Annotated in this window: 16 protein-coding genes and 1 pseudogene; 7 read left to right on the forward strand and 10 right to left on the reverse strand. The window is 72.3% G+C overall.

Annotation, left to right across the window (positions count from 1 at the left end):
• Positions 1-180: a hypothetical protein gene (locus tag ABGB05_RS09095; protein ID WP_347652867.1), complete on the reverse strand. Its 180-nt coding sequence runs from the start codon at positions 178-180 to the stop codon at positions 1-3.
• Between the two features lie 579 nt (positions 181-759).
• Between ABGB05_RS09095 and ABGB05_RS09100 the strand changes: the two genes are divergently transcribed.
• Complete coding sequence (locus ABGB05_RS09100; protein ID WP_347652760.1) at positions 760-2,439, forward strand: DNA repair helicase XPB; 1,680 nt, start codon at positions 760-762, stop codon at positions 2,437-2,439.
• Between the two features lie 71 nt (positions 2,440-2,510).
• Here the strand turns inward: ABGB05_RS09100 and ABGB05_RS09105 are convergent, their stop codons facing one another.
• The 4 genes from ABGB05_RS09105 to ligD (ABGB05_RS09120) all read right to left on the reverse strand — a co-directional run bounded on the left by ABGB05_RS09105 (position 2,511) and on the right by ligD (ABGB05_RS09120) (position 5,891).
• Positions 2,511-3,392: a hypothetical protein gene (locus ABGB05_RS09105; RefSeq protein WP_347652761.1), complete on the reverse strand. Its 882-nt coding sequence runs from the start codon at positions 3,390-3,392 to the stop codon at positions 2,511-2,513.
• Positions 3,389-3,937 (reverse strand): SigE family RNA polymerase sigma factor, encoded by a 549-nt coding sequence (locus tag ABGB05_RS09110; RefSeq protein ID WP_347652762.1) that lies wholly within the window; start codon positions 3,935-3,937, stop codon positions 3,389-3,391. The genes ABGB05_RS09105 and ABGB05_RS09110 overlap by 4 nt, the downstream gene beginning before the upstream one ends.
• A gap of 84 nt (positions 3,938-4,021) precedes the next feature.
• A complete protein-coding gene (gene ligD, locus ABGB05_RS09115) occupies positions 4,022-4,942 on the reverse strand; it encodes a non-homologous end-joining DNA ligase (protein ID WP_347652763.1) in 921 nt (306 codons plus the stop codon).
• A complete protein-coding gene (ligD, locus tag ABGB05_RS09120; RefSeq protein ID WP_347652764.1) occupies positions 4,932-5,891 on the reverse strand; it encodes a non-homologous end-joining DNA ligase in 960 nt (319 codons plus the stop codon). Before ligD (ABGB05_RS09120) ends, ligD (ABGB05_RS09115) begins: the two co-directional genes overlap by 11 nt.
• A gap of 170 nt (positions 5,892-6,061) precedes the next feature.
• Here ligD (ABGB05_RS09120) and ABGB05_RS09125 point away from each other — a divergent pair, with 170 nt between their 5' ends.
• A complete protein-coding gene (locus ABGB05_RS09125) occupies positions 6,062-7,105 on the forward strand; it encodes a Ku protein (protein WP_347652765.1) in 1,044 nt (347 codons plus the stop codon).
• Between the two features lie 70 nt (positions 7,106-7,175).
• Here ABGB05_RS09125 and ABGB05_RS09130 read toward each other — a convergent pair whose 3' ends face one another.
• Both ABGB05_RS09130 and ABGB05_RS09135 read right to left on the reverse strand, forming a co-directional pair.
• Entirely contained in the window at positions 7,176-8,102 is a 927-nt protein-coding gene (locus ABGB05_RS09130; RefSeq protein ID WP_347652766.1) for a DUF5995 family protein, read from the reverse strand.
• Positions 8,103-8,262: 160 nt separating this feature from the next.
• On the reverse strand, positions 8,263-8,481 hold the full coding sequence (locus tag ABGB05_RS09135) for an aldo/keto reductase (RefSeq protein WP_347652767.1): 219 nt from the start codon (positions 8,479-8,481) through the stop codon (positions 8,263-8,265).
• 185 nt (positions 8,482-8,666) lie between these two features.
• On the opposite strand from ABGB05_RS09135, the gene ABGB05_RS09140 reads away from it, so the two are divergent.
• A complete protein-coding gene (locus ABGB05_RS09140) occupies positions 8,667-9,131 on the forward strand; it encodes a hypothetical protein (RefSeq protein ID WP_347652768.1) in 465 nt (154 codons plus the stop codon).
• Positions 9,132-9,171: 40 nt separating this feature from the next.
• Here ABGB05_RS09140 and ABGB05_RS09145 read toward each other — a convergent pair whose 3' ends face one another.
• Entirely contained in the window at positions 9,172-9,741 is a 570-nt protein-coding gene (locus ABGB05_RS09145) for a dihydrofolate reductase family protein (protein ID WP_347652769.1), read from the reverse strand.
• A gap of 111 nt (positions 9,742-9,852) precedes the next feature.
• Here ABGB05_RS09145 and ABGB05_RS09150 point away from each other — a divergent pair, with 111 nt between their 5' ends.
• The 3 genes and pseudogenes from ABGB05_RS09150 to ABGB05_RS09160 all read left to right on the forward strand — a co-directional run bounded on the left by ABGB05_RS09150 (position 9,853) and on the right by ABGB05_RS09160 (position 11,470).
• Positions 9,853-10,428: a TetR family transcriptional regulator gene (locus ABGB05_RS09150; protein WP_347652770.1), complete on the forward strand. Its 576-nt coding sequence runs from the start codon at positions 9,853-9,855 to the stop codon at positions 10,426-10,428.
• 13 nt (positions 10,429-10,441) lie between these two features.
• Positions 10,442-11,098, forward strand: a pseudogene (locus tag ABGB05_RS09155) (HAD family phosphatase); the annotation flags it as partial.
• Positions 11,096-11,470, forward strand: coding sequence for an Mth938-like domain-containing protein (locus ABGB05_RS09160; protein ID WP_347652868.1), 375 nt, complete (start codon positions 11,096-11,098; stop codon positions 11,468-11,470). The pseudogene ABGB05_RS09155 and the gene ABGB05_RS09160, both read left to right, overlap by 3 nt.
• 35 nt (positions 11,471-11,505) lie before the next feature.
• Here ABGB05_RS09160 and ABGB05_RS09165 read toward each other — a convergent pair whose 3' ends face one another.
• The gene (locus ABGB05_RS09165) at positions 11,506-12,477 is read right to left on the reverse strand and encodes a quinone oxidoreductase (RefSeq protein ID WP_347652771.1); all 972 of its coding nucleotides are present in this window, start codon (positions 12,475-12,477) and stop codon (positions 11,506-11,508) included.
• Between the two features lie 435 nt (positions 12,478-12,912).
• Between ABGB05_RS09165 and ABGB05_RS09170 the strand changes: the two genes are divergently transcribed.
• A complete protein-coding gene (locus tag ABGB05_RS09170) occupies positions 12,913-13,740 on the forward strand; it encodes an FkbM family methyltransferase (RefSeq protein WP_347652772.1) in 828 nt (275 codons plus the stop codon).
• Between the two features lie 124 nt (positions 13,741-13,864).
• Here ABGB05_RS09170 and ABGB05_RS09175 read toward each other — a convergent pair whose 3' ends face one another.
• Positions 13,865-15,742 (reverse strand): acyltransferase family protein, encoded by a 1,878-nt coding sequence (locus ABGB05_RS09175; protein ID WP_347652773.1) that lies wholly within the window; start codon positions 15,740-15,742, stop codon positions 13,865-13,867.
• Positions 15,743-15,904: the final 162 nt, after the last annotated feature.

Below are 15,904 nucleotides of genomic sequence, written 5' to 3' on the forward strand. Positions count from 1 at the left end.
TCAGCGGCGGCGGTTCTGCCGTACGGTGCCTATTACGGAGACGATCAGCAGCAGGGTGAAGGCAGCACCGAGGCCCTCACCGAGTGACTCGACGAAGCCCTGCTGCTGCACCAGCCAGCCGAAGAGCACCCAGATCGCCAGCAGCACCGCGACCGTGGCGTACGCCAGCACGGTGGCCAGGGAGACCGGTTCCGGCGGGGGGGCGGGATCGTCGGGCGGGACGGCGGCCGGGGGAACCGGCCCGGAGGTCGACGGATCGGCCGGAGGGGCGGCCGGGGGATCTGTCTCGGGTCGCACCTCGCGATCAACCGTCATCTGGCGCCCTCCCACCGGTAACGTCCCCCGTCCAGACTCGCATCCACCCGCCGGTTGCGACAGGGCATGGCGGGGAATAGTGCGCCCGGAGCCGGTCCCGCTGGTCCGACCCGTTCTCCTCCTGGTCCGGCGTGGGCGGCGCGCTCGCCCCCGTTGTCCCCTCCACGTCACCGACCCGTCCGGAGCCCGCCGGGGCCCGGGCGGCCGGTCGCGGATCAAACGCGCCCGCACCGACGCCGAACAGGGTGACCGCCACCGGAGCGACCTGACGGGTGCCAAGATGTACGGATACCGTCCGGTCGTCCCCGGGAAGCCGTCGAGAGCTAGACGCACGGGAGTGCCGGTTCGGTTGCGCCGGGTGAAGAATTTTTCCGCCCCGTTTTCCGAGTGCAACACTGGAGGGTCGGCGCGGACGCGCCCGACCTGCGACGGAAGGGTGTCGACGTGAGCGGCGGGCCACTGATCGTGCAATCAGACAAGACTCTGCTGCTGGAGATCGACCACCCCGACGCCCAGGCCTGCCGGATGGCCATCGCCCCCTTCGCCGAGTTGGAACGCTCACCCGAGCACGTGCACACCTACCGGCTCACCCCGCTCGGGCTCTGGAACGCCCGGGCGGCCGGGCACGACGCCGAGGGCGTGGTCGACGCCCTGCTGAAGTACTCCCGCTACCCGGTGCCGCACGCGCTGCTGGTCGACGTCGCCGAGACCATGGACCGGTACGGCCGACTGCAGCTCGTCGCCCACCCCACCCACGGCCTGGTGCTGCACGCCCTGGACCGGATGGTGCTGATCGAGGTCGCCAAGAGCAAGAAGCTCGCCGGCATGCTCGGCGGCAGGGTCGACGACGACACGATGATCGTGCATCCCTCCGAGCGTGGCCGGCTCAAGCAGGCGCTGCTCAAACTCGGCTGGCCGGCCGAGGACCTGGCCGGGTACGTCGACGGCGAGGCCCACCAGATCGACCTGGACACCGCCGCCGCCGACGGCCGACCCGGCTGGGAGCTGCGGTCGTACCAGCGGGAGGCGGTGGAGCAGTTCTGGGCCGGCGGGTCGGGTGTGGTGGTGCTCCCCTGTGGCGCCGGCAAGACCCTGGTCGGGGCGGCCGCGATGGCCGAGGCGAAGGCGACCACGCTGATCCTGGTCACCAACACCGTCGCCGGCCGGCAGTGGAAGCGGGAACTGGTCGCCCGCACCTCGCTGACCGAGGACGAGATCGGCGAGTACTCCGGCGAACGCAAGGAGATCCGGCCGGTCACCATCGCCACGTACCAGGTGCTGACCGCCCGGCGCGGCGGCGCCTTCACCCACCTGGACCTGTTCAACGCCCGGGACTGGGGCCTGGTCATCTACGACGAGGTGCACCTGCTGCCGGCGCCGATCTTCCGGTTCACCGCCGACCTGCAGGCCCGACGCCGGCTCGGCCTGACCGCCACCCTGGTCCGGGAGGACGGCCGGGAGGGCGACGTCTTCTCGCTGATCGGCCCGAAGCGCTACGACGCGCCGTGGAAGGACATCGAGGCGCAGGGCTGGATCGCCCCGGCCGAGTGTGTCGAGGTACGGGTCACCCTGACCGACGCCGAACGGATGACGTACGCGGTCGCCGAGCCGGAGGAGCGCTACCGGGTGGCGGCGACCGCCCGGACCAAACTGCCGGTGGTCCGGGCCCTGGTGCGGCGGCACGCCGGCGAGCAGGTGCTGGTGATCGGCGGCTACATCGACCAGCTGCACCAACTCGGCGAGACCCTGGACGCGCCGATCGTGCAGGGGTCGACGACGAACAAGGAACGGGAACGGCTCTTCGACGCCTTCCGCGCCGGTGAGCTGCGTACCCTGGTCATCTCCAAGGTCGGCAACTTCTCCATCGACCTGCCGGAGGCGGCGGTGGCGATCCAGGTCTCCGGCACCTTCGGCTCCCGGCAGGAGGAGGCGCAGCGGCTCGGCCGGGTGCTGCGACCGAAGGCGGACCGGCGACAGGCGCACTTCTACACCGTGGTCTCCCGGGACACCATCGACACCGAGTACGCCGCCCACCGGCAGCGTTTCCTCGCCGAGCAGGGGTACGCGTACACGATCGTCGACGCCGACGACGTACTCGGGCCGCCGCTGCCCAGCGTCGACTGATCCGGGACACCCGGCGGGCGTCCCGGATCAGCCCGGTGACGGCGCTCGGCGGCAGGACCTGACCGGCGGGTTCACCGACCGGTCACGACCGCGGGTACAAGGACCGGTTCGACGGCGAGGGCGGCCAGTTGCTCGGCGGTGAGTTCGAGGAGGGCCTGGGGCACCGGGGCGGGCAGGGCGATCGTCGTCGCGGCTGGGCACCACCGCACGTTGATCTCCAGGCCGGGCAGGAACCGGGTGGCGGTCCAGCAGGTGACCCCGGGCGCGGCGGAGCCGGGGTCGTCCCCGGAGACTTGCTCGGTCCGCACCCGCACCACCTTGTCGCCGACCGCGAGGGACCGACAGTCGGCCGCTCCGCCACCGGCGTCCGACCCCCCGGCCGCGGTGCTGTCGGGCCAGTTTCCGGGCGGTCCGGCGGGCCTCGAACAGAACTCGCCGGCGGCCGGCTCCACCGACCGCAGAGCAGGGTCCCGCGCCGTCCGGGCGTCGCGGATCGAGACCCCGAGTTCCCCCGCACCCCAGCTCGCGTACACCACCGCGTCGGCGGCGATCAGCCGGACACCGGCCAGGCCCGTCCCAGGCCGCACGGTATCGACGTCGGCCACGTCGCGGGTACGGACGTCCCGGCCCGCCGGGTCACGTCGGATGGCGAGCTCGGCCGGCAGGACCGCGGCGACCGCGTCGAGCAGGTCGGCACCGTCGCGGATTCCGGGGCCGGACGACGGGGAGACCGGTGCGCCGGCCGCCGCCTCCGGTTCGGGACGTGGCCGGGCGACGCCGACGGCGACGCCGGCGGTCAGCGCCAGGACCAGCACACCGGCACTCCCGGTCGTCAGGCCGAGCCGGCGGCGCCGCTCGGCACGGCGGGCCGCCGCCACCATCACCTCCGAGGAGGCCATCGGAGGCGTCGGCCCGGCGGCCACCTCGGCGAATATCTCGCGTACGTCTCTCATCGCTTCTCTCCCATCGGCCGACTCCTGTCGGTGGACTCCCGGTCGAGACGGGCACGTAACCGCGCCAGCCCTCGGGCGGTCTGACTCTTGACGGTGCCGGCCGGCAGGGCGAGCATCTCGGCGACCTGCTCGATCGAGAGGTCCTCCCAGAACCGCAGGACCAGGACGGCACGTTCCCGGGCCGGCAGGTCCGCCAGTGCCGCCGACAGCGCCAGACGTTCCGCCACGTCCGGTCCCTCGACAGCCCGGTCCAGACCGGCGTCCGCGGGTCCGGCGGTGAACTCCCGACGCCAGGGACGTCGCCGCTCGTCGAGGAACGCCCGGACCACGATGCGCCGGACGTACTGGTCCAGGACCTCGTGGTGGTTGACCCGCCGCCAGGAGCGGTAGAGCTTGGTGAAGGCGATCTGGGTCAGGTCCTCGGCCAGGTGCCAGTCGCCGCAGAGCAGGAAAGCGGTCGTCCGCATCCGGGCTCCGGTCGCCGAGTAGTAGGCGGCGAACTCCCGGTCCCGGTCGTCACCACCGCCAAACAGGTACAGCCCCATCAGTCCGGCTCCCTCCGTCAGATGAGACACGTAGCGACCGGTACGGCGAGTTCCAGGAATCTCCCGACGCGGACGGGGACCGGGTCAGCGGGTCGGGAGCTTCGGGCCGCGGTCGAGGAGGGGGATCAGCAGGTCGCCGTACTCCTCGATCCGGTCCAGCACCTCGACGGCGGGGAACTGGCGGACGGCGCCGGCCTCCCCGTCGGCGGCGCTCTCCACCTCGTCCCAGGTCACCGGGGTGGAGACCGACGGGTTCGGCTGGGCCCGCAGCGAGTACGCGGTCACCGTGGTCTTCGCCGCGTTGTTCTGACTCCAGTCGATGAAGATCTTGCCGGGCCGGAGCCGTTTCGCCATCTGGGCGGTGATCAACTTCGGGGCCTCGCGGGAGAGTTCCTCGGCGATCCGGCGGGCGTAGCCGGAGACGACGTCGGCGGACTGCCGGCCGGAGACCGGGCAGCAGAGCTGCATGCCCTTCTTGCCGGAGGTCTTCGGATAGCTGGCGATGCCGTCGGCGGCGAGGCGTTCCCGGAGCAGCAGCGCCACCCCGCAGCACTCGACCAGCCCGGCCGGGGCGCCCGGGTCGAGGTCCATCACCATCAGGTCCGGGTCGGCGCCGACCTGCCACTGCGGGGTGTGTAGTTCCAGGGCGGCCAGGTTGGCCAGCCAGACCAGGGTCGGCAGGTCGTCGCAGACGACGTAGTCGAGCATCTCCCGGCCCTTGCTGGAGCCGGGCGCGGGCAGGGTCTCCAGGCGTACCCAGTCGGGGGTGCCGGCCGGGGCGTTCTTCTCGAAGAACGAGTTGCCGTCGACCCCGTTCGGGTAGCGGATCCGGGTCAGCGGCCGGTCCCGCAGGTGCGGCAGGAGCGCGTTCGAGATCCGGGTGTAGTAGTCGATCACCTCGCCCTTGGTGAACCCGGACGCCGGGTACAGCACCTTGTCCAGATTGGACAGCTCCAGCTCCCGGCCGTCGACCTCGACCCGGACCACCCGCCGCTCAGCCGGCATCGCTCACCTCCGCCGCCGTCCGGTCCGGACGCAGCCGGCGGATCCGGGGAAACCGCAGCCGGCCGTCCGGGGTGCGCTGGCCGTACTTCACCTCCACCACGATCTCGGGACGTACCCAGATCGCGCCCCGGGCATCCTCCCGGGGCACGCGATCGACGAACGGGGACACTCCGGCCCGCAGCGGCTCCAGGACGCCCAGCAGCGCCCGCTCGATCGCCGCGCCGATCCCGCCGCCGACCCGGCCCCGGTAGACCAGGCCACCGTCCGGCGCCGGCACCCCGACCAGCAGGCCACCGATCCGGCGTACGCCGGGACGCCAGCCGCCGACCACGAAGTCGGCGGTGACCTCGAGTTTCACCTTCACCCAGTCCGGGGATCGGACGCCGGGACGGTAGACCGAGTCGAGCCGTTTGGCGACCACCCCCTCCAGGCCGTGCTCGCTGGCGGCCTGGTAGGTCGCGACGCCGTCCGGGAAGACCGGCGGCACCGCCCAGCGGTTGCCGGCGAGCCCGAGTTCCTCCAGCGCCGCCCGGCGGCGCCGGTACGGCCACCCGGTCAGGTCCTCGCCGTCCCGCCGCAGCAGGTCGAAGATCATGTACGTCACCGGCAGGCTCGCCGCCAGCCGGGCGGCCCGGTTCGGCTCGCGGACGTGCATCCGCTCGGCGAGGGCGGTGAACGACGGCTGACCGGTCTCGGTCAGCACCACCACCTCGCCGTCGAGCACCGCCCCGACCAGTCCACGTTCGGCGAGCTGGGCACCGAGCGGCGCGAGTTCCGGGTAGGCGGCGGTGATCTCGACCCCGGAGCGGGCGTACAGCCGGAGCGCGTCCGGGCCGGCGTAGTCGGCGACCGCCCGGACCCCGTCCCACTTGAACTCATGCCCCCAGCCGGGGCCTGTGGGCAGCTCCCCGGTGCTGGCGAGCATCGGCTTGACCGGCGGGCCGGGCACGATCCTCACTCTAGGACCGCGCCGAAAGCCTCGCGGGCTGATTCGATCGATGCGATTCTGGTCCTGAGCAGCAGTGTTCGGTACGACGCGGACGGGTGGTACCGACTGGTCACGGGGGTTCTTTCACTCGGTCGGGTGAATCTGGCGCCCGGATGGGGTAGGTGCGGGTCATGCGGGCTATCTGGCGCGGCGCGGTCTCGTTCGGCCTGGTCTCCATCGGGGTCCGGGTCTATTCGGCGACCGAGGAGAAGGACATCCGCTTCCACCAGGTGCACCGCACCGACGGCGGCCGGATCCGGTACAAGCGGGTCTGCTCGATCGACGGCGAGGAGGTCAGCTACGACGACATCGCCAAGGGGTACGACATCGGCGGCGGCGAGATGGTCATCCTCACCGACGACGACTTCGCCGAGCTGCCGTTGAGCACCTCGCACGCGATCGACGTACTGGAGTTCGTGCCGGCGGAGCAGGTCGATCCGATCCTCTACAACAAGGCGTACTTCCTGGAGCCGGAGAGCGCCGCGACCAAGCCGTACGTGCTGCTGCGGGACGCGCTGACCGACTCGGAGCGGGTGGCGATCGTCAAGGTGGCGCTGCGGCAGCGGGAACAGCTCGCCACCCTGCGGGTCCGCGAGGGTGTGCTGCTGCTCAACACGATGCTCTGGCCCGACGAGATCCGGCAGCCGGGTTTCGGCTTCCTGGACGAGGACATCAAGGTACGGCCGCCGGAGCTGGCGATGGCGAGTTCGCTGATCGACTCGATGGCCGGGGAGTTCGAGCCGGATGTCTTCACCGACGACTACCGGGCGGCGTTGCAGGAGGTCATCGACGCCAAGGTGGAGGGACGGCAGGTGGTGCAGCCGGAGGAGGTCGAGGAGGCGCCGGCCGCCGCGATCGACCTGATGGCCGCGCTGCGCGCCTCGGTGGACCGGGCCCGGGCGGCCCGGGGCGAGGCACCGGCCGGCGGCGGTGCCGGCAAGCCGACCCCGATCTCGGCGGCGAAGTCGGCGCAGAAGGCGGCGGCCGCCAAGAAGGCCGGTGCGAAGAAGGCGCCGGCGAAGAAGGCGGTCGGCGAGTCCGGCGGCGGGGCGGGCGGCGGCGGGGCGAAGAAGACGGCCGCGAAGAAGACCGGCGCGGCGAAGTCGGGCGCGAAGAAGGTGACCCCGGCGAAGAAGACCGCCGCCAAGAAGTCCACCACCCGCAAGTCCGCCTGACCCACCGCTGCGTGGGGTCGTCGCCGGGCCGGCGGTACGGGACCCGGCGACGACGATCTGGTCGGCCGGCTCAGTAGGCCGGCGGCAGCCCGAACGGGTACGCGACCGGCGGCGGGTCGGCGTGGTGCGCCGCGCAGTACGCGGCCCGGGGCCCCGGCCCGGTCACCGGTGGCAGGTAGCTGGTCAACGTCGCCAGTCCGGCGGCGGTCGCCACCGCGCTGGACTCGATGTCGAACTCGACGATCGCCCGGGTGAACGGGTTACGGGCGTTGGTCAGCCGTACCGCGTTGCGCCAGGCCTGTTCGCGCCAGCCGACGAGCATTCCGAGGACCAGGTCCGGCGGGATGCCGACGTCGAAGCCCGCCCGGTCGTACCGGGCGATCAGTTCGGCGAGCAGCGGGTCCACCAGTTGGGCGAGGATCTCGTTGACCCGGTCGTGGTCGGGCTTGCGACTGCTGCCGTCCGGCCTGGTCAGTCCGACCTGTTCGAGGACGTACGGCAGGTCCCGGTTGATGTGCGCGCTCATTCCCAGCATCAGGTCACCGGCGCCGGTGAGCCGCCGGTCCCGGGCCGCGTCGAGGGCGGCGAGCCAGGCCGCCGGCACCGCCGAACGCCGGCCGCCGGCCCAGTCGTCGTACGCCCGGTAGTAGTACTCGGCGAAGAGCGCGCCTTCCCGGTTGACCCACCGGTTGTCGGTGAAGAGCCCCTGGTCGCGGCCCCACTTGAAGCCCTGGGTGGTACGCAGGTAGGCGAGGGTGAAGGTGGTGTGGTGGGCGCAGGCCCGCCCGAGGCCGGCGAACCGGCGGCCCAGCTCGGCGATGGTGTCGTCCACGCAGTCGGCCCCGCCCTCCGGGCAGGGCTCCGGTATCGCGGCCGCCCGGACCACCGCCGACGGCGCCGGGGCCGGGGCCGCGTACCCGGGCGGGGCGGCCGCGACGACGCCGACGGTCGCCGACGCGGCCGCCACCAGAGCTCGGAACCTGATCAGTCTTCGCATCCCAGCCCCCTGAAAACAATGATCGACACCAATGTCGAACATCATCTCGGAGCTGAGTGAACAGTCAGTAACCTCGGTCCGATACCCGACTGTCGGCTGGCGGCCGTCAGTCGGGCTCAGCCGCACGGCGGCGTAGCAGCTGAGCCGTCGCCGGCCCGGCTCAGCCCTCGCCGGCCAACTCGGTCCGGTCGGCCGGGCTCAGCCGCAGCGCGGCGGCGGCGATGTTCTCGTCCAGGTGACTCGGCGAGGAGGTGCCCGGGATCGCGAGGGTGGCCGGCGAAAGGTCGAGCAGCCAGGCCAGCGCGACCTGGGCCGGGGTGGCCCCGTGCCGGGCCGCGACCCGGGTCATCCGGTCCGAGGTGATCGACTGGCCGGGCACCTCTTCGCCGGGCCCGGACCGAGTTCGCCTGCGCGGCCACCGATCTGAGCACCTGGTCCGGCCGGGAGATCGGGCGGGCGATCGGCCGGGCGGTACGTGAACGTCGCCCCGCCGGCCTGCGGATCTGCAAACTGTTCCGCCCGTCTGCGCTGGCCGACGAGGAGAGTGCGGGTCACCTCCGGGCGGTGGCCGGTTCCGGGGTCGAGGTGCGGATCTCGGTCCCGCCGCTGCCGCACGAGGTCATCATGATCGACCGCCGGGTGTTGATCCTGGCCGGCGAGCCCTCGACCCGGGACCGCACCTTCACCGTCGTCCAGGCGCCGGAGGTGATCCGGAGCGTCGCCGCGCTGTTCTGGGCCGCCTGGGAGGCGGCGACGGAGTTGGCCGACTTCGCGCGTGACCAGCCGCCGGAGATCTCGGAGCAGAGCCGGGAGATCCTGCGTCGGCTCCGGGCCGGTCTCAAGGACGAGACGGCGGCCCGACAGCTCGATCTGCCGCTGCGTACGTACCGACGGCGGGTCGCCGAGCTGATGTCCCTGCTCGGCGCCGGGTCCCGCTTCCAGGCCGGGGTACGCGCCAGCGAACTCGGACTGCTCGCCGCCCGCCCCGAGACGAACGGGACGCCCGCGACCGCCGGCCGCCCCGACTGAACCCGACACCCGCCGCCGACCGTCTCGGCGGAACCCCGTTTCACATCCGGGTGTAGGTGCTGATGGTGACGCCCTCGGCAAAGCCTCGGGTGTCGACCGGTGCGAACCGGACCGGCCCGAAGGCGGCGTCGAACATCGGAATGCCCGCGCCGGCGACGATCGGGCTCCGCTTGACGATCAGCTCGTCGATCTCGTCGAGCAGCGCACCGGCCAGTTTTCCGCCACCGGCCAACCAGATGCCGCCACCCTCGCCCCGCTTCAGGTCGCGGACGAACTCGACGGGGTCGCCGGAGACGATCCGCACCTCGGGATCGGTGGAGGTCAGGGTGGTGGAGACGACGTACTGGCGCAGTTGCGGGTACGGGCTGGTGACGCCGATCCGCAACGCGGGCTCGTACGTCCCGCGCCCCATCACCACGGTGTCGAACCGCTTGTTCTGGACCCCGGTCAGGCCCAACGGCTCCCGGGCGTGCCCGGGAATGGTCTCGGGAAACTCGGTGAGGATCTCCGCCGCGAACTCCCCCTCGAACGGGAAGAAGTCGAACTCCCCGCCCGGGCCAGCGATGAAACCGTCCAGGGTGACCGCCACGTAGTAGGTCAGTTTGCGCATCCGGTTGTCCCATCGTCGACTTGAGCACTTTAGTCAAAGTACTGTGGTTGCAGTGATCTGAAATTAGTACTGTGACTGCAGTGGTGTCAAGTGACCTACCTGGAGAGCGCCATGCGACAGAACCCCGCCCGCCGTACCGCACTGCTCGACGCCGCCATCGAGGTCCTCGCCCGGGAGGGGTCACGCGGGCTGACCCTGCGGGCCGTCGACACCGAGGCGGGCGTGCCCACCGGCACCGCCTCCAACTACTTCGCCAACCGGACCCAGTTGCTGGGTCAGGTCCTACGCCGGACCCGTGAACGACTCACCCCGGACCCGGCCGACCTGGCCGACACCATGGCCGCCCCGCCCGGCCATGACCTCGTCCGTACGCTGATGCGGCAGCTCGTCGAGCGGATGCGCCGGGAACGCAGCGTCCACCTGGCCATGCTGGAACTGCGCCTGGAGGCGACCCGCCGCCCCGAACTGCACACCGAGCTGGCCCGCTTCTCCGGCGAGGAACTGGAGGGCAACGTACGGTTCCACCTCGACGCCGGGCTGCCCGGTGGCCGTACCGGGGTGGTGCTGCTCTACCTCGCCATGCTCGGGCTGATCATCGACGACCTCACCGTGCCCGACCTGCTGACGCCGTACCCGCTCGACGAGCTGATCGAGGTCATGGTGAACCGCCTGCTGCCGGAGTCCTGAACCACCCCGGCGGATGCGGCAGGATGGAACCGTGGTGGACGCGGTGATCTTCGACCTGGACGGCGTACTGGTGGACTCCGAGCCGGTCTGGGAACGGGTCCGACGGCGGTACGTCGAGACCCGGGGCGGCCGGTGGCAGCCCGACACCCAGCGCCGGCTGATGGGGATGAGCACCGGCGAATGGGCCGCCTACCTGCACGACGAACTCGGCGTGACCGGCCCGCCGGAGCGGATCGCCGGCGACGTCGTCGAGGAGATGGCCGCCGAGTACCGGCAGCACCTGCCGGTGATCGACGGTGCCGTCGAGGTGGTCCGCCGACTCGCCGGACACTGGCCGCTCGGCCTGGCCAGCTCCGCACCGACCCGGCTGATCGAGGTCACCCTGGCCACCACCGGACTGACCGACGCGTTCCGGGTCACCCTCTCCACCGAGGAGGTGGCCCGGGGCAAACCGGCACCGGACGTCTACCGCACGGTCGCCGAGCGGCTCGGCGTACCGGCCGGTCGGTGCGTCGCGATCGAGGACTCCAGCAACGGCGTACGGTCGGCCGCCGCGGCCGGGATGCGGGTGGTGGCGGTGCCGCACGGGTCGTACCCCCTGGACCCGGACGCCGAACAGCTCGCCGCGGTGATCCTCGGCGACATCACCGAACTGACCGAGGAGACCGTGCCGCCGGCCCGGTCGCCACGGATCGTCGAGATCACCCGGGGTCGGATGGTGGTCGACGGGGTCGGCGAGGGCAAGGACTTCAAGCTCTGGCCCGGCGGCGGCCGGCCCTGGGACTGGACCGAGACCGGCACCCGGCACGAGCCGGGCATCCAGCCCGCCGACGTCGAGGAACTGCTCGCCAACGGGGCCACCCGGCTGGTACTCGCCGAGGGCTTCGACGGGCAGCTCCGGGTCGCCCCGGCCACCCTGGGCTTCCTCGCCGAACGCGGCGTCGAGGTACACGTCGCCCGGACCGACGAGGCGGTCGAGCGCTACAACGCGCTCGCCGCCGCCGCGGAACCCGTCGGCGCGCTCATCCACTCCACCTGCTGACACCCGTCCGCGCCACCTGCCGGGGCCGCCCGGCCTCAGCTCGGCAACAGCAGTACCTTGCCGCTGGTCCGCCGCCCCTCCAGGTCGGCGTGCGCCCGGGAGGCGTCGGTGAGCGGGTACGTCCCGCCGATCCGCACCGTCAACCGCCCCTCGGCGATCCAGCCGAAGACGTCGGCGGCCCGTTTCAGCAGCTCGTCCCGGGTGGCGATGTGCGTCGGCAGGCTCGGCCGGGTCAGGTAGAGCGACCCGCCGGCGGCGAGCCGGGCGGTGTCCAGCGGTGGCACGTCACCGCTGGACGCGCCGTAGAGGACCAGCAGGCCCCGGCGGCGCAACGCGGCGAGACTCTGATCGAAGGTGGCCCGGCCGACACCGTCGTAGACCACGGCCGCGCCGGCGCCCCCGGTGACCTCGTGGACCACGTCGACAAAGGTGTCGTACCGGGCGACGTGGTCGGCGCCGGCCTCGCGGGCCAGGTCCGCCTTCTGCTCGGTCGAGGTGGTGCCGACCACCGTGCCGCCGCGCAGCTTGACCAACTGGGTCAGCAGCAGCCCGACCCCGCCGGCGGCGGCGTGCACCACCACCGGATCGGCGGTCGCCACCGGATAGGTGGTGTGCGACAGATAGTGCGCGGTCATCCCCTGCAGCAGCACCGCCGCCGCGACCTTGAGGTCGACCTGCGCCGGCACCGGCACCGCCCGGGCGGCCGGCACCGCGACCCGGGCGGCGTAACTGCCCGGTACGCCGGTCCAGGCGACCCGGTCCCCCGCCGCGAAGCCCTCCACGTCCGGCCCGACCGCCAGGACCGTGCCGGCCCCCTCCTGGCCGGGTACCGCCGGCAGTTCGCCGCCGTACGGTGGGGTCCCCTGACGCTGGTAGACGTCGGCGAAGTTGACCCCGGCGGCGGTGACCTCGACGAGGAGCTGATCGGTGGCGGGTTCCGGATCGGCCGTGTCGACGACCTCCAGGACCTCGGGTCCACCGTTGCGCCGCATCAGCACCGCCCGCATGGCCCCATTCTCGCCGCCGGGCCCCTCACCACACCGGCTTTCCGTCAATCAGGACCGGATCAGGCTCGGGCGACCGCCGGCCGTTCCGGCGTGTCGGCTATCCGTCAGGGTCGCGCCGGCCCGTCGTGGGTATCCCGCGCGCGTCGGCCCCGTTCGGTGATCCGGCTACGAATGGTCGGCAGGTGCTCCAGGCAGGCCGGTCGCCGTCCGGGACAGCGCGTTTCGGGGTACCGGCCCGGCGAGCACATCCGGCCTACGGCTAATCCGAGACATTTCCGCATATCACTTGCCACGGCATCAAATCTGTTGCTCTAGGTAGTTATCTGCTTACGATGCCGGTCGGAGCAGACCTACCGGAGGAGGTAGCTGACGCAGCCGGCCCGCCGGCCACCAGTCCGTCAACACCTTCACGAGCAACGAGAACGGTAAAACGGTATGCCAACTTTTCGATCGACGCTCCGCCGCGCCTTCCACCAGTCCGGCGCGCACCACGTCCGTCGAGCCGCCCATCGAATCGCCCTCCGCACCCGGGACGGAGCCTTCCGCAACGAGATCGGCGTCGTCCTGCACGCCGACCACACCGACAGCCGCGGCACCGAACTCGCCGTCTACAAGGGGAACCTGGACCGCAACGCGGTCGCCGCCTGGCGCCGCCTGGTGACCGAGGTACGCCCGACCGTCGCCATCGACGTCGGCGCCAACTACGGCGAGGTGGCCTTCAGCACGTCGTACTACGGGCTGCGGGAACTGCACCTGGTCGAACCGAATCCGGCCGTGCTGCCGTGGCTGCGCAAGACCGTCGCGACGGCCTCGGCCGACTACCCGGGCACCGTACTGCACGCCGGGGCGGCCAGCGACCGCCCCGGGACCGCCCAGCTCTACCTGCACGAACACACCGGGGTGGCGTCCCTGCGGGTGCCGAACAGCCGGGGTGTGGAGGTGGAGTGCTTCCGGTTGGACGAACGGATCCGGCTGCACACCGACGACACCGTACTGTTCAAGATCGACGTGGAGGGACACGAGCAGGCCGCGCTGGAGGGGATGACCGGCCTGTTCCACGGCCGCCGGGTCGCCGGCATCTGCGAGGTGCTGCACGCCGACGACGACCTGCTGGGTTACCTGGCCACGCGCTTCGCCGTGGCGCTGCAACGTGGTGGCGTCGAACAGCCGGTGGACGAGGCACAACTCCGGGACGCCGTGGCGCGGGCCCGCGAGACCGGCTGGGGTGATCTCGGCAAGGACGTGGTGCTCCGGTCCCGCTGAGCCGGCCCGCCCGCCGCTCGGACAACGGCGGCCGGCGCCGGCCACCACCGCCAGGACAACGGCGGCCGGCGCCGGCCACCACCGCTCGGGCGACCGGCGGGGGCGACCGGTCACCCGGCGACGGTCAGGTGGCGCAGACGAAACGTGGGTCGGCCCAGACACCGACGGCGCCGCCGGACGTGCTGCTGGTGACCAGGTCGACGTAGCTGGCCCGGGTGACGTCGACGTCGATCCGCTCCGCGCCGTCCGCCGGACCGCGTACCCCGGACTCGAAGACGGTCACGTCGTCGGCCCGGACCGCGAAGGTGACCTGCGCGTCGTCGGCCTTGACGTCGATCACCGCCTGGAGGCGCTCGCAACCGGCCGGCGGTTGGACCCGCAGCCGGCTGGGTGCGGCGGTGAGGACCGCCCGCGGAAAGACTTCGCCGTGCAGGGTCACCCCGCCCGGCGGTACGGTCGGACGGTCTGTCGTGGTCGGGGATTCCGCGGTCACCAGCGGCACCGACTTCGCCTCCGCGGAGAGCCCGTCGACCAGCATCGGAAGATCCGACAGGGGATAGGTGACCTCCTGCCGGACCGCCTGCGGAGTACGGGTCGTCACCCCCGGCCAGAGGTTGACGGCCATGATCCCGAGGCCGGCGGCCAGCAGGCCCACCGTGGAGACCATCGCCCCGTGCCAGCGGACGCCCGAGGTGGCGGGCCGGACCGGACGGCGTACCGCCGGAACGGCCGCGCCCGGAGCCGGGCCGACCTCGGCGGCCGTGACGGCCGGAGCCGGGCTGACCGCGCTCGCGGCGACCACCGGAGCCGGAACGGCACCCCGGGACGGCCGGGGGCGGGCCGGGCTGACCCGGGCCGGAATCAGCGCCGGCCGGCGCCGGGCCGCCAGGTCCTCGATCCAGCCGAACAGCGCCACCGCGACGGCGACCAGCGCCCAGACGACGGCCAGCCGGAAGACGATGTTCGTCAGCCACCCGCCGGAGAGCGCGACCGGGGCGATCAGCGATCCGGCGAGCACGCCGGCCGGCAGGTGCCACAGGTAGATCGTCACCGCGCGGGCGTTCAGCAGCTCGACGAGGCGGTCCAGCGGACGGATCCGCCCCAGCCAGTCGAGCCGGGGACGGAACCGGAACACCGCCGCGATGAAGGCCAACGACCAGAGGGTGTTGGCGCCCTGCATCCGGTTCAGGTCGTAGTTGCCGGTCGACCAGCCGAGGTACAGCACCCAGGTGGCGCCGGTCACCGCGAGCCCGAGGACGGCGAGCGCGTACCGCCGGGCCGGGATCCGGCGCAGCAGCCCGTCGTGGTGGGCGAAGCCGAGCAGCCAGCAGGCCAGGTACGAGCTGACGTTCGTGGCCTGTTCGTTGAAGTAGCCGCCGACGTTCACGATGTCGAACCGGAAGGCGATCGGCAGGGCGGCCGCCGCCGCCAGGATCTGCCAGGGCCAACGCCGGAACGCCGGCCGCAGCAGCGGCGAGAGCAGCACCAGCCACAGGTACGTGACGATGTACCAGAGTACGGTGTTGTACGCCCACGCCCAGGGCTGGTCACTGACCGGTGGCGTACGGGCGGGGAAGATCCACCAGACGAGTTCACCCCAGCCGAGCCGGGCCGCCGGAGCGGTGTGCCAGCCGGCCACCAGCAGCAGGGTCACCGCCACCGTGGCGAAGCCCCACAGCGGTGGGAGCAGCCGGCGCAGCCGGCGGCGTACCGCGCTGGTACCGGTCCGGTCCAGCGAGTTGGCCATCAGCGACCCGGCGAGGGCGAACATCAGGCCCATCGCGGGGAACAGCACGGTCAGCCAGATCCAGCCGAGGACGTGGTACGTCACCACCCGGACGAGCGCGGCCGCCCGCCACATGTCGAGATAACGCTCCCGCCCGCCGCTCCGAGGACGGGCGGCGGCCGGGGGTGTGTGGCCGGTCGGGGGCGTACCGGGCACGTCGACCCCCTCCGCGGACCGGGCCGGAGCCGTGGCCGCGGTGTCGGGTGACGGTGTCATCGGCCTCTCTCCACACTCCCCGGGCGGTTCGCCCCGAACGACCCTTGCCCGTCAGTCCTACCCGACAAACCTGAACAATCCCTGGCCGGGTTTCCGATCCGTGTTCTTTGTCGCCCGTCCGGGCGCAGGGGCCCCGGTCCGGGAGCAGGATGGAGCGGGAGC

The sequence above is a fragment of the Plantactinospora sp. B5E13 genome (assembly GCF_039871775.1).
Taxonomy (GTDB): Bacteria; Actinomycetota; Actinomycetes; order Mycobacteriales; family Micromonosporaceae; genus Plantactinospora.

Bases quoted from the DNA above. Each gene is read 5' to 3' on its own strand.
- ABGB05_RS09105 (WP_347652761.1), bottom strand. From the start codon at position 3,392: ATGAGAGACGTACGCGAGATATTCGCCGAGGTGGCCGCCGGGCCGACG.
- ABGB05_RS09110 (WP_347652762.1), bottom strand. From the start codon at position 3,937: ATGGGGCTGTACCTGTTTGGCGGTGGTGACGACCGGGACCGGGAGTTC.
- ligD (WP_347652763.1), bottom strand. From the start codon at position 4,942: ATGCCGGCTGAGCGGCGGGTGGTCCGGGTCGAGGTCGACGGCCGGGAG.
- ABGB05_RS09125 (WP_347652765.1), top strand. From the start codon at position 6,062: ATGCGGGCTATCTGGCGCGGCGCGGTCTCGTTCGGCCTGGTCTCCATC.
- ABGB05_RS09130 (WP_347652766.1), bottom strand. From the start codon at position 8,102: ATGCGAAGACTGATCAGGTTCCGAGCTCTGGTGGCGGCCGCGTCGGCG.
- ABGB05_RS09145 (WP_347652769.1), bottom strand. From the start codon at position 9,741: ATGCGCAAACTGACCTACTACGTGGCGGTCACCCTGGACGGTTTCATC.
- ABGB05_RS09150 (WP_347652770.1), top strand. From the start codon at position 9,853: ATGCGACAGAACCCCGCCCGCCGTACCGCACTGCTCGACGCCGCCATC.
- ABGB05_RS09165 (WP_347652771.1), bottom strand. From the start codon at position 12,477: ATGCGGGCGGTGCTGATGCGGCGCAACGGTGGACCCGAGGTCCTGGAG.
- ABGB05_RS09170 (WP_347652772.1), top strand. From the start codon at position 12,913: ATGCCAACTTTTCGATCGACGCTCCGCCGCGCCTTCCACCAGTCCGGC.
- ABGB05_RS09175 (WP_347652773.1), bottom strand. From the start codon at position 15,742: ATGACACCGTCACCCGACACCGCGGCCACGGCTCCGGCCCGGTCCGCG.